The 14,809-nt window shown below is 73.5% G+C and carries 1 protein-coding gene (running past one end of the window); it reads left to right on the top strand.

Translation table 11 applies throughout. From position 1 onward, the window contains the following. Nucleotides 1–14,809 carry the end of a hypothetical protein gene (locus AB0I69_RS11970; protein ID WP_363095468.1) on the top strand. It extends 21,431 nt beyond the left edge of the window, so the window shows 14,809 of its 36,240 coding nt (coding positions 21,432–36,240); the start codon falls outside the window, past its left edge; it ends in the stop codon at nucleotides 14,807–14,809.

The raw sequence follows: 14,809 nt of genomic DNA, 5'->3' as shown, positions 1-14,809 counted from the left end.
CGACGGCAACGCGGTCGGCATGCTGCATCTGGTCACCACGCCCGCTGTCGGTACCCCGCTGCGGCAGAGCACCCCCGGCCAGATCAACCTCGAAAGCCACCTGGTCAACACTGCGAAGGTGGACCTCTCTTCGAAGTACACCAGCGGTATCGGCGTCAGCGGGAGTGGCGCTGCCGCTCTTACCGGTGACCACAGTCAGGGTCACCCGGACGCATCCAGCACCATCGGCGGCAGTCTCGGCCTGCGTGGGCAGACGCAGGCGACCGTCACCAACACGTACAGCGCGAGCAGTTCGGCCGGCACGATGCACGCCATCCGCACCAACCGCGGCCATCTCCTCACCCCCTCCGGCGTCACCTACCGGGTCACCCTGATCCGGCCGGACGGCACCGAGACGCGGGCGCCGGCGCTCACCCGGACGCACGGCATGGACCTACGGCTCCTGAGCAAGACGGACGCCACGGGGCACACGCCGACCGCCGCCGAGACACGCGAACTCCCGGACTCCCTTGAGCGGTTGGACGGCATTGGACTGAGCGCGGCCCCGCTCGAAGTCACCGGCGCGGACGGTCTGTTCGACGAGGCCGAGACGTGGCTGCGCCGCGAGGGTTTCCTGCCGCCCAGCCCAACGGCCCCGGCCCCCAACGGAGTTGGCGCGCGGCTCAAGCAGGCCGTACGCAACCACGAGCCCGAGCACCAGATCCGGTTGCACGCCCAGCTCAACAACCTGCGCCGACTGCGCGAGGCCCGTTCCCGCACAGGGTTGCGTGCCGCGACCGATGCCATGGTCGACGGCGGCCATGCCCTGCACTTCGAGGTGCCCAACAGCAGTGATACCGGCGTCCGTCGGGTCCGCCTGCTCCTCTCCGCCGACCGTGACACCACGCAGAACAGCACCCATCACCTGGTCCTGCCGGGCATCCAGGTCATGGGGCTGGCGCAGATGGCCGGCAGCGACGCCGAGCAGCGCGGTGAGTCGTACGGCGGCGCGCTCGGGCCGATGGCCAGTGTCAGCGGGCCGCTGGGGAGTTGGGGGTCCATCGGGTTCGGGGGCGACTACCAGTACGGCCACCAGGTCACCCACGGCGACACCGTGGGCGGCGCGACCTCGCACGACCAGTTCTACATCGGCACCGGTCAGGACAGTCACGAGTTCAGGGTGCCGGTGCGGTTGGCCCTGGACCTGTACGCGGACGACAGTGACCGGCCGAGCGAGCGGTTCGGGCAGAACGTGAACCAGGCCCTCGCCCCGGCACCGGTCGTCGTACCGGCCCCAACTGCCGCCGGTGCGCCGCCCGTTGCCCCCGCGCCTCCCGTGGTCCATCCGCCGACGGTCACCGGTTCACTGCGGCTGGCGGTGCCGAACGGCCGTACCCACGCGCCCTCGGCGACTCTCGCTCAGCCCGCCGCCCGTGCCGACGGGGCGCCGCGCCCGGCCAACGTCGTCGACAGGGCCCGGCTCGACGGGACCGACGCCAACGGCATCCCGCGCCCGGAGCTGGTGCGGATACCGGACGACGCGCTGATCGACACCGTGCGCGGCTCCGCGGCCGTCGAGTCGGCCTTCCAGCGGGCCGCCGCCGACATCCGCCGCCAGGCCCAGCCGACGCCCCCCGCCACCACGGGTACCGGCACGGGCCCGATCCTCCCGGTCACCGCCCCCGCGACCACCGGCACGGCCCCGGCGACCACCGGAGCCGCCCCCGCCCCGCCCGCTCGCGACGGCATCTCCCCGCTCGCCGGGCGCGGGCTCACGGACAGCAGGACGCGCGCCGCCGAGACCCGGCACGCCGCGATCACGCCCGGCAGTCTCGTCGCGCACGGACACGAACTGTTCAAGAATTCCTACGTAGTTGAGGGTCTGAGCCTGCCGGGAACCCTCGCCGACGGCCAGTACTCCCTGGAGATCCAGGCCATCGCGCACCAGCCCCGCCTGCTGGACACCACCCGGCAGTACCTGGAGACCGGCGTCTCGGCCACCGACAGTGCCCAGCAGCTCAAGTCCCTCGGAAAGTCGCACCAGTTCGGCGGCAGTGGGGTGGTCACCCAGAACCCGCCCCCGCAGCCGGCCGGGCAGGGCAACACCGGTCCGGAGTCGGACGGTTCGGTCTCCACCAGCCAGACCAGCGGCAAGTCGTACAAGGGCCTCTTCAACCCCTCGGCACGGCTCGGCTATGTCGCCCGCACCGACACCGCCGACACCCTCTCGGCCAGTACGGGCGTCAACCGCACCCCCACCGAGAGCGGCACCCTGCACCGGGTGGTCGCCGACGTCACCTACTTCGTCACGGTCCGCGCGGGCTCCCGCACCCTGTTCAACGGCGTCGGCGAGCCCGGCACGATCGACCCCGTCACCTTCGCGGTGGACGTCCCCGACGGCCTTCAGTTCCTCATGACCCAGGGCCAACTCGCGCGCGACGCACGGTGGATGGGCTCGGTGCAGGGGCTCACCCCCGCGCCCGCCCCGGCGCTGACGGCGGCCCTCCCGGCGCCGTACACCCGCAACCGCGAACTGGGCCTCGGCGGCGTCCTCTCGGTCATCGAGTACGACCGGCCCGTTGCCGCCCCCGTTCCCACGACCGGGCCCGCCGCCGGGCAGATCCCGCTGGGGCCGGTCAACCCGAGGGAGCGGCGCGGGCAGATCGGGCGCGAGCTGCTGGCGCTGGTCGAGGCCGAGGCGCCCGGAGCGGTCACCCCCGGGCACTCCGGCTACCAGCAGGGTGTGCACAGCCGTATCGCCCAGCTCACCTCGTCCGCCGGACTGCGCTCGCTGCCCGGGCGCGGTCCGGACGGCACCCCGCGCCGGGCCACTACCCGCTTCCACTTCCGGCACCACGGCCACGGCGGCGAGCGGCTGGTCGAGGTCACGCTCACGGCACGGCCCCGGCGGACCCAGAACCTGGCTGGTGTCCGGGGTTCGTCGACCCCCGGCTCGGGTCTCGAACAGTGGCAGTCGCACACCTCCGCGGGCCGCACCACGACCCGCGCCTCGGTCCGGCAGAAGCAGCTCCCGGTCACGCTGACGACCCGCTACCTCCGCCCCAACCAGGGCCCCGACCCGGCCAAGACGGACCGCGCGGCGCCCGTGTTCACCCCGCAGGCGGCCACCAGCATCTCCGCCCGGCGGGCCACCACCGCCGACAACCGCTTCTGGCTGCGCACCGACAACGGCGCCGACTTCGACGGCCTCCAGTACGACTACGAGCTGTCCGTCCGCTCCGCGCTGGTCACCGACTGGCCGCCCAACGTCATCGGCGGTCTCATCCAGAACGGCGTCATCGCGTGGTCCGACGCGGACGGCGACGTACACCGGTGGATCAACGAACTGATGGCCCGGGGCACTCCGCGCACCAGCACTGTCCCGGTCCGGCTGACGCTGCGCTTCACCGGCACCGAGACCGCCCTGCCCGGCGCGGGCGGTCCGGCTCCGGTGAACGCTCCGTCCGTCGTCTCCGGCGCCGACCCCCGCAACACCGTGCGGCCGGCCGGCCCCGCCGCCGGGCCGTACCTCGCCGACGCGCAGATGTTCCACCCGGTGGGCCCGACCCCGGCGTTCCACTTCGACGGCTGGGCGCACTTGGAGACGGCGCTCAACGACGTGGCGCCGCGCGGTAGTCGCGGCTGGCATTCGCAGATCACGTCCGTCTCGGTGGAGGGACAGGCCGTCCGGCTCGGCCAGTTGATCCAGGCCGGACGGGTCTCCCTCGACCGCCCCCGACTGGCCGCCGACCTCACCCGCAAGCTGCCCGGCACCGCGCCCTTCGAAGGGGCACCCGATCAGGCTCCCTCGATCGCGGTGACGCTCTACAACCCGCGCCGCTCCACCCACGCCGACGACGTCACGCTCGACCAGCTCCACAACACCACCGACACGGTGAGCACCGCGGCCGGTGCCGACCACTCCTTGGCGACCTCGTTCACGGAGCTCCTCAGCGGCGACGACGACAACCACGAGATCGCCGGCATCAGCGTCCCGCTCGCGCAACGGCAGACCCAGCCTTCGACCTTCGGCGGCACCACCACCGGCAGTCGTCGCGACTGGCTGAAGTCCGGCAGCACTGCCGCGCCCGCCAACGGGGCGCGCGGGACGCGGAGTTACGTCGTCGATGCCGATGCCCATCTGCTCGTGGAGGGACCGCAGGGCACCCGCCACGTCACCGGCACCGTCACCCTCCGCATCGAGGAACGTGACCTCCTCGGCCACGGGCTCCTCACGCCCGCCGAGACCCCGCCGAACCTCCACGACCTGCCCGCGCTCGTCCCCGACTGGGCCACGGCCGAGCCGCACACCCTGCCCGAACGCCTCAACTTCGCGATCCCCGCGGGCAGTCACGGCGTCCAGGTCTGGGTGGCCCTCGGCGCCGACCCGCAGGGCGAACACCTCGGCCAGGCGCTTTACGCGGCCTCCCGTACGGCTGTACTCGGCAATCGCCCGCTGGAACTCATGACCCGTGACCCCCAGGGCATCCGCCGCTGGGAGTTCACCCCCGACGGCGCCTTGGTCACTGCCGACCCCGACCTGACCACCGCATGGAACGCCTTCGACACGCAGGCCGAACTCCTGCACACCGCCACCGAAACCCTCGCCGACACCCCGCAACGGCTGAACCGCCTCACCGCCTCCCTCCAGCAGGCCAACCGGGCGCACACGGCCGCCGTAGCAGCCCATGGGAAGGCGCAACTCGCGGTCAAGAACACGACCGACGCCCACACGGACGCGAAGAAGACGGCCGCAGACGCCGCCGAGGCCGCGCGCAAGGCCGAGGCGCTGGTGGCGCGGCTGAAGCGGGACTATGCGGAGGCTCAGAAGACAGTCGCCACCCTTCCGTCGGTCGTCGAGCAGCACGAGCGGGCCGAGACCAAGGGTCGCCACGACCTTCGGACGGCTCTGGCCGCGCTGACGCGGGCCGAGAACACCGTGCGCGAAGAGCGCGCCGCCGCAGCACGGGCCGCCGCTCAACAGGGCGCGAAGAACGGGCAGTCGAGTGCCGTCCCCGCCCCCGCTCCTGTACCGGCTCCCGTCGCACCCGGCACCCCGCGCCTCCACACTCCCGCGGCCGATGTCGCCGACGACCCCCGCGTACAGGCCGTACTCCCGGCGATCACCGCCGCCGACAACGCGATCCAACGGGCCACCGCCGCGCTCACCGCCGCCCGGCCGGTGCTGGCGGGGGCGGAGCGCATCGTCGAGGTCGGCCCGGACCGCATCAGCGCGGAGGAGGATAACCACGAGGAGGCCGTGGAGGAAGCGGAGGAGGCCGCGGCTGCTGAGGCCGACGCGGCTGCCGACGTGCAGCTCGCCGCGCAGGACGAGACCGTCGCCCGGGGCCGGGTGACCGCGGCCGAGGCTGAAGTCGCCCGCCGCAACGGGCTCGTCGCCGCCGCCGTCACCGCGCAGTTGCAGGCCGCGGCCGACCAGATGGCGGCCACTGCCGCGCTGCCGGGTCTCTCCAGTGACGTCCAGGACAGCGCCCCGACCCCCGAACAGTCCCTGCGGACCACCTTCGCCACCACCCCGCCCCGCTGGCCCGCCCCCGACGGCCGCGCCGCGCCCCTCCCGGCGGGCGGTCAGACGCACACTCCGGCGCCTGCGACTACGACCACGACGAAACCGCAGCCGAAGAAGAGCGGGCCGCCCAAGTCCGGTACGAGCAACGCCAAGACGGACAAGACGGGTAAGGCAGGCAAGGACAAGAAGCCGGCCGCCGACAAGAACACCAGCAAGAGCACAGGCCTCGACAAGGGCAAGGCCAAGGCCACGACCTCGCCGCCCGGCACGACCGCGACCCCCGCTTCCGCGACCCCCGCCGCCCCCCTGACCCCCTACGTCGACCCCACCGGCAACGCCGTCCAGACCCCCGGCGACGGCAACTGCCTCCTCTACGCCGTCATCGGCAGCGCATCCCACCTGGTCCGCACCCGCCTCCAGCAGGCCGCCGCCACCGGCACCACCCAGGCCCTCGCCCCGGCTACCGCCGCCTGGCTCGCCCGGCCCGACGAAGTACAACGGGCCCTCAGGACGATGGCGCAGAACCCGCAGGCCGGCGACCGGGGATCCAATCAACTACGGGCCGCACGGCAGGAGTTGCAGAACCTGGTCCTCGCCCGCCTGGCGGCCGCCCGCGACGGCAGCCGGCCGCTCCCGCCGCAGGTCCTCGGCCAACTCCGCGGCGTCCTCGTCACCCCCTTCACCGCGGCGGTCCAGAACATGACCGCCGCCCAGATCGACAACGAACTGGTCCGTTACGGCATCCAGGGCGTGACCCACGCCGAGGACCTGGACCCGGTCGACCTCCAGACCCGCTATCTGCAAGCCGTCTCGGCGCCGGGCGCACCGCCCGCGCTGACCGGTGCCGCGCCGAGCAACCGCCGTATGTTCGCCTATCTGCGTGCGGTGAACGGCCTGCCGACGCTCGCCACCATGACCACGGACGAACGCCGGTCGCTGCTGATCGCCGGCTACCACCGCAGCACCGCCGCACTCAGCCAGGACGAAGCGAACATGCTCGGCAGCGCGGTGGGCAACTGGTCGGCCGCGTGGGCGAACCCGATCGGCGACACCTTCCTGCCCCTCCTCGCGGACACCCTCGACGCCCCGATCCACGTCTTCCAGCCGATGCCCGCCCCGCTCGCCGGCACCACCGTGAACGGCGGCCCCCGAGGCATCGTGCTGCGCTACGGCCCGACCACCAACACGCCCGCCCTGGAGGTCCACTACACGGGCCTGAACCACTACAGCGCGAGCGCCGCGAACGCGAGCATCACCACGTCCCAGGCGCCTCGGGGTCCCGGAGATGCCAACAGCGTTCAGCCGGGCGGGCGTTACCGTCCCGCACCGACCCGTGTCGCCGACGACGAGCGGCCCGCGTCCCGTGTCGCCGACCCCGCTCCGAAGGACACCTGGCACGGCCTGCGCCCGCACGCTCGTCCCGCCGTTCACAGCACGGAGCGGTTCGATGCGCACGCGGATCAGTCCAACTCGCCCCGGCCCGGGGCGCTCAGCGGTGCGACGACCCTCGTCCGTGCCACCATCCGTCGTATCCAGGCGCCGAACGGCCAGTGGATACGGGACTACACGCTCAACCTCCCGGTCAGCACGACGGACCCGGACCTCGCCCAGCAGCTCAATGAGCGCATTAGCGGTCTCCTGGACACGCACCTCAACTCCGGCCTGGCGCTGCCCAGTTCACGCGACCAGCTCCACATCAACCTCAACCTCATCGCCGACCCGTCCCACCCCGAGACGATCACCCTCACCAACACCGCGAACCCGGGCCGCGCCGACCAACTCCACCTGGACGCCCACCACTCCGACGAGGACCTCCTCCACGAAGTCCTCCACTACCTCGGCCTGCCGGACGAGCAACGCGACAACGACTTCCTGTTGCGCAACCACCCGAACAGCACCACCGTCCACACCACCGGCGTCATGGCGGACACCCAGACCCCCGTCCACATCCCGCACCGCTACCTCCGCACCATCGAGAACGTCACCGCGGCCGGCCCCCAACTCCACGACCACACAGGCCAGAACGACACGACCCCGGCCCAGAACCCCGACACCACCCCCATCCCCACCGACACCCCTCTCACCTGGCCCACCTCCAACGCCCCGGTAGCTGCCCCGTCTTCGTCGTTCGTCCTCGACTACGGCTCCCAACAGGACGGCAACGTAGGCCTGGTGCTCCTCGAACCGCTGTCGGCGGCGATCGTCAGCGGGCTGCACCAACAGGTGATGACGGCGCTCGGGCTGGGGGCCGCGCCGGACACGCACCCGGTGCGGGAGCAGTTGCGGACGGTGGCGAGTGCCGAGACGCTGGTGCTCAACCTGCCGTATCTGCGCGGGAGTCTGGGTTTCCGGATCAGGGTGACCGTGGACGGCCGGGACCGGGACGTGGACCTGAGGATGGGGCTCTCGAACCCGAGGGCGGCGGCCCGGTACGGGCAGGCCGAGGGTGCCGAGCGGGACGTACGGGTGGAGCGGCGTGGCATCGGTTCGCAGGAGTCGGTTTCGTCGGAGGCGTCCGGCAACATCCGTACGGTGATGCTGCCTTGGACCGCGCTGTTCCCGGTGGGCAGGGCGATCCCGGTGCGCGGTGTCGATGCCGCGCTGACCCTCGCGCTGACCTTGAACCAGCTCTCGTCGAGCGCGTCGGTGACCACGGGCGTGACGTCGACGACGGCGCAGCGCAGCAACGAGCCTTCGGAGCCGTACGACTTCACCGCCGAATGGGAGGTACGGGTCGACACTCCGGTGCTGGCCGCGCCCCTCAACTGGTCGCCGGCGCAGTCGCACGGGCCGGTGACGCTCTGGTTCCCGCAACATCTGGCGCGGGACGAGGACGGGGAGCTTCCCGAGGTGGCGGGTCTGGACGCGCTGCCGGTCTGGGGTGTGGACACGGTGGCGGAGCCGGGGCGGCTGCTCGCGGAGACGCTGCAGCACTTCGCCGACCCGCTGCGGGAGTTGGGCAAGGACTCGCTGACGGAGCTGGAGACGTTCCTGTCGGAGCCGTTGCTGCGGGGCACCCTGCCGATGCAGCGGGAGGGGGGCGTCTTCTCACCGGTGCTGCTCGACGCGTCGGGGCGCGCGCTCGGCATGTTCGAGCTGCGGACCACGGTGACGGTGGGCGAGCCGCAGCGGCGGACTGTCGACGGGAAGGTCAACCTGGAGAGCCACCTCACACAACTGGTGAAGATCGACGCCCAGTCGAAGTTCAGCAGCGGCGCGTCCCTGTCCGGGAGCGTCGGGCCGGCGCTCACCGGCGACCACAGCGAGGGCCACTCGGCGGCGACGCGGCGGGTCGGCGGCGGTGTGCTGGGGCGGGTCTCGGTCCAGGCGGGGACGAGCGACGCGCTGAACCAGAGCGCCGGCGCGTCGCTGATGCACGAGGTGCGCACCAAGCGCAGTCACCTGCTGGCGCCGGCCTCGGTGGAGCACACGCTGGTGTTCCACCGGCCGGGCGGCGGGCGGGACACCTTCGAGCCGGGCGAGTGGCGGGCCGGCATGCACCTGCGGGTGATGACCGCCGAGGACGCCCGGGGCCATGTCCCGACGCCGGAGGAACTGCGGCGGCTCCCGGCCGAGTTGGAGCATCTGCGGTCGATCGGCGCCAGCGCGACACCGCTGGCCGTGGTGGACGCCGAATCCCTCTTCGTGCCCGCCGAGAACTGGCTGCGCCGCGAGGGTTTCCTGCCCGCCGACACCAACGCCCGCAACCGGGTGCTGCCCGACGAGGCGCTGGTGCAGGCCCAGTTGAACAACCTGCGCAGGTTCGAGCAGACCCGGTCGCAGATCGGGCTGCGGGCCGCGACGGACGCCATGCTGGACGGCGGCCACTCGCTCTTCCTGGAGATCCCGACCCTGACCGGCAGCCGCCGGGTGCGGCTGGTGCTCGGCGCGGAGCGCGGCGAGGGCGAGAGCAGGCACACCAGAGTGCTGCCGCACGTGGAGAGCATCGGCCTGGTCTCGCTGTCGACGGTCGCCACCGACCAGAACGGCTCGCAGTACGGGGTGTCGTACGGCGTCGGCGGTTCGCTCGGCATACCGGTGCGCGACGGCGCGTGGACCCTCGGCGGCACCGCCGACCATGTGCGCTCCCACCAGGTGCAGCACGACAACAGCGTGCAGTTGTCCCTCGGGCACGACCAGCAGTTCCAGGGCACCGGGGCGGGACAGCGCACCGAGGTGTTCGAGGTGCCGGCCACCTTCGCGCTCGACCTGTACGAGGGGCCGGGGGAGGAGCCCCTGGTGCGGTTCGCGCCCCTGACGGCCGTAGAGCCGTATGTCCCGCACGGCGCCCCGGCGCCCGGCCCGGACGACCCGCCCGTGCCTCCGCCGCCGGACCGGGTGGCGGGGAGCCTGCGGCTGGCGGTGCCGACGCTCCGTACGCTGCCCGCCGACGAGGCCGTCCCGGCGGCGCCCGCCGCGCACACCGTGCGGGCCGCCACCGACGCCGACCGCACGGCGCTCGACCTGACCGACGAGCACGGCACCCCGCTGCCCGACTCGGTACCGCTGCCGGACGACTCGATGGTGGAGGTGTTCCGGGCGTCGGCCGCGCTGGACGACGCGTTCCGCGCGGTGCTCGGCAACACCTACCAGGGGCATCCGGCGCGCGGTCTGCTGGACGGCGTACGGGACGCGGTCGGGGGCGTGACTCCCGCTCCGGTGGCGCGTGTTGGACGTGCCGTGAGCGATTCGCTGGCCGGCGCCGCGGCCACCGATCCGACCACGGTGACGGCGGAGATGCTCAGCGCCGCCCGCAGCCCCGCCGCCCTGCTGGCCCGCGGCCACCAGGTGCTCAAGGGCGCCTATGTGATCGAGGGGCTCACCCTGCCGGGGCTCGCCGCGGACGAGGTGCTGTCGGTCGAGATCCGCGGCACTCTGCGCAGGCCGCGGGCGTCGGCCGAGATCACGCAGTACTTCGAGACCGGGCTCAACGCCGTCGACGGCGCCGGGCAGCAGCGCGGGGTGTCGAGCGCCGCCCAGTGGGCGGGCGGCTTCACCGCGGTCCGCAACAACTCCTCGGCCCAGACGCCGAGTTCCGACCAGGCCGCAGGCAACGACGGCGACATCGGCGGCCTCGGCGACGGCGGCATGCAGCGCCGCGCCGACACCCCGGCACAGCAACAAGGCAGCAGCTCCACGACCGGTTCCGCGTCCCGCAGCGCGACCTTCAACCCCTCGGGCCGCTACACCCGCACCACCCGCCAGGAGAAGGGGCGGGCGCTCGCCTCCTCGACGGTCGTACACCGCACGGCCACCGAGGGCGGCGCTCAGCACCGCATCACGGCCGACGCGCTCCTGCTGGTCACGTTCCGCCGCGGCACCCGCAACGCCGTGGGCAACGCGTTCGGACAGGGCGAGGGCCGCGCCGTGACGGTGGCCGTCGAACTCCCGGACGCCGTACGGTTCTTCGTCAGCCCGGCCCAGATCCGGCGCTACCCCGCCTGGTTCGCGACCGTGCCCGGACTCACCATGCCCGCGCCGGTACCGCGCTCCGTGCCGCTGCCGCGCCGCTTCATCGCCTCCCGCGAGGTGGGCCTCGGCAGCGTCCAGGCGATGGACCAGTACACCGACGCCCTTCGCACCGTGCAACGCCCCGACCTCCTCCGACAGCAACTCCTCGGCCTCATCGAGGAGGAGGCCCCCGGCACGACCAGCCCGGGCCACGCGTCGTACCTCTCCGGCGTCGACACCCGCATCGCCGACCTCACCGCCACGGCCGGCCTGCGCACCCTGGCCGGCCGCGGCCCCGGCCGCGTCCAGCGCTTCCGCTTCCGCCACGTCGGCTACGGCGGCGCCCGCCTCGTCGAGGTCACCCTCTCCGCAGAGCCGGACGCCGACGACCACGCGCTACGACAGGTGCGCGGCCACGCCGGGGCACCGGGCGCCGGCATCGAGCAGTACCTCGGCCACACCCCGTCCGCCGTGACCGACAAGACCTCCCACAGCACCCGGCACTCCGCGTTCGCCCAGCTCCAGACCCGGCTCCCGAGGCCCACCGGAGGCCCCCGCACCGACCGGGCGGCCGCACTGCTCAGCGCCGACACCGTGCGCGGCAACTCGGCGCGGGTCACCCGGGCCGCCGAGGACCGGCACTGGCTGCGCACCGACAACGTCGCCGACTTCCACGGCGTCCCGTACCGGATCGTCGCCACCGTACGGTCCTCACTGACCGTCGACTGGCTGGTGGACCTGCCGGGCAGCGTGCTCCAGCACGGCGTGCTCAGCCTCACCGACGCGGACACCCCGCTCGCCAACCGCATCGCCCACCTCTTCTTCGGCCGCCCGGCGCGCAGCATCACCGTGCACACCGCCGCCGCGCTCCGCTTCACCGGCAGCGAGATCGCCGAACCCGCCGAGCCCGAGTGGCAGTTGACGGCGGACCACTCGGCGATCCGGCCGACGCCGACCGGACACCGCTTCACGCCGGGCGGCCCCGCACCGGTCTTCTCCTTCGACGCGGGCACCGAACTCGCCGCCGCGCTCGGCGAGGTGGCCCCGGCCCTCACCGGCTCGTGGCGCCGGCTCGCCGCCTCCGACTCCGCGGACGCCACCGCCGTACGGGTCGGCGAACTCCTCCAGGCGGGCACGATCGAGCTGGACCACCCGCGCGGCCCCGCCGGGATCACCACCACGATGCCGGGCGCCTACCCGTTCCAGGGCGATCCCGACACCCCGCCCCGGCTCACCGTGGAGCTGTACCGGCCGCGCCGGGAGACCGACACCGGCGACGTGACGATCGACCGGGTCCGGCTCAGCACGGTCAGCGCGGGCTCCGCCTCGCACGCGGGCCTCACCGGCGGCCTAGCGGCCCAGGGCGCCTTCAGCCTCCACGACTCCAACCGCCAACTCCTCGGCTTCACCGCGCCGGTACTGGCCCGCCCGGCCCAGGACCCCGGCTCGGGCGCCTCCGTCGCGGGCACCCGCCGCGAGTGGCTCAAGCGCGGCAACACCTCCACCCCGGAGGGCTCGCGCGGCACCCGCAGCCACGAGATCCTCGCCGACGCCCTCGTCACCGTCCACGGCCCGAACGGCACCCGGTACGTCTCCGGCACGGTCCGGCTGCGCCCCCTGGAGCGCGACCTCCTCGGCCACGGCGTCACCACCGCCCGCACCGACACGGGCGTCTACGACGGCGCGTCCCTGATCCGCGAGGCGGCCGACGCCCAGGCACAGAACGCCCCCGCGCACGCGGTCCTGCGCGACTGGCGCTCGGTATCGCTCCGCGACCTCCCGCCCCTGCTGGCCCACGGCATCGAGACGGACCCGGACCCGGCCCGCGACGACACCGCCATGCTCCAACTGTGGCTGGCCACCGACGGCGGCCCGCGCCAGACAGCCCGCGCGCTGTACGCCGCATCGGGCACGGCCGCGTTGCTACGACGGCCCGTCGAACTCGCGCTGCGTGACGGCGAGGGCGTACGGTTCCGGCGGTTCGACGTGAACGGGGACCCGGAGGGGACGCCGGGGGCGGGGGAGCACGGCGACGAGGAGCGGGACGGCGGGGGGCCGAGCAGCGCGGGGCAGGGTGGTGCGCGTCGGGACGGCGTGGGCCGGGACGACACGGTCCACGACGCCGGTTGGGCGGCCGTACGGGATCAGATGCGCACACTGGAGGAGGCCGCGCAGGCGGAGGACGCCGCGCGCACGCAGGAAGGCCGGCTCCATGACCAAGTGCCCGATACCCAAAGGGTGTTGGACGCGACCGAGCCGCCGGTGACACAGGCGGAGCTGGACCGGAACGACGCCCGTGCCGCCGCGGAGACCGCGGCCGCCGACCTCACCGCCGCCCAGCGGGCCGTCCCGCTCGCCGAACGCACCGATCAGGAACGGCGTGTCCGCGTAACGCAGTTGACCACGGATCTCCAGGACCAGACCGAGCGTGTGACGGAGGCGACCCGGGCGGCGGGGGGGTTCCACGACGCGGTCCGGACGGCGGAGGAAGCCGTACGAGAGGCGGAGGAGGCCGCGCGACAGCCTGGCAACTCCCGCTCGAACGAACCCGGTTCCCTCGCCCGGCGTCAGTCGCGCCGGAACCGGGCCCATACCACGCTGGACCAGGCACGGATCGAGGCCGCGGCAGCCGACCGCGCCGTCGAGACCGCCCGGCACACCGTCAACGACACCAGGCGCCGGCTCGGCCTGGCCGAGGACGTGGCACGCCACGCCGCCGGCATCCTGACCCGCGCCCGCGACACGGCCGCGCTGGCGACCACGGCGAACCGCACGGCCCGGGCGGCGCTCATCGGGGCCACCGCACGCCACGACCAGGCGGTCGCCGCACGGGACGAGGCCCAGCAGGCGTTCGACGCCCTCCGACGCGAGATCGACGACTCCCTCGCCGAGCAGGCCAGGCACGCGGCCCGGCAGCGCAACGCGGAGCACGATCTCACCGATGTCGTCACCCTGTTGGAGGCCCGGCGAGCGGCGGCGGGCGAGGGCACGGCACCCCTGCCGACGGGTTCCCTGGCCGCTACCCCGGCCACATGGCCCCGCCGCACCCCCCGTCCGGCACCGGCCCGCATCGAGGAACCCGTGGCCGAGCCCCAAGTAGCGCCCCAGGAAACGGAGTTCCAGCCGGCCGGAGCCGGGAACGACACCGCGGAGGAAGCCGAAGACGACCAGGCCGTCCAGGACGACCAGGACTTGGGCGACGGGAGCGAGTCCGGCGAAGGCGAGTCCGGCGACGAGGAAAGCGACAACGAGGAAAGCGACGACGATGGCGACGGTGCGCATGGTCACCGAGGAGAAGGCTCCGGCGGCGCCCGCTACCGCCCCGTCGTGTCGCGGGCGCCGCGCCCCGAGACGTTCGCCCGTTCACTGGCCCGGCTGCTCGCCGACGCCGACGCCGACTCCGGCACCGCTCCCGCGTGGACCCGGGACCGTGACCCGCACGGCGCGCTGCTCAGCTGGGTCCAGGCCGATGTGGCGGCTCACGGCGCGCCCGACGACCCGAGATTCCCGGCCCCGGACACCGAGGTGTCGACCGACGCGCTGGCCCATATCGGGGCCCTCACCGAGGAGTTGAGAGCTCAGGCGATCCTCCAGAACGGCATGGTGACCGTCGCGGAGGCCGGACTGGACGACGTCGCGCGCCTCGCCCTGGTGCTGGCCCGCCCCGACACCCCCTTCTACGTGGCCACCTTGGCGGCGCTGGTCGTACGGGACACCGGGCGTCCGGTCCAGGTGCTCAGTCCCGGCGGTCCCACCCAACGCTTCGGCCCGGCCGACGGCACCCCGCTGACCTTGTACTTTGACGGCAACCGGTTCTCGGTCAACCCGCCCGCCCCGGACGACGACTGA

The sequence above is a fragment of the Streptomyces sp. NPDC050508 genome (assembly GCF_040655155.1).
Lineage (GTDB): Bacteria > Actinomycetota > Actinomycetes > Streptomycetales > Streptomycetaceae > Streptomyces.
The sequence above is the reverse complement of the archived record's forward strand: the minus strand, read 5'-3'. Positions and strand labels throughout refer to the sequence as shown.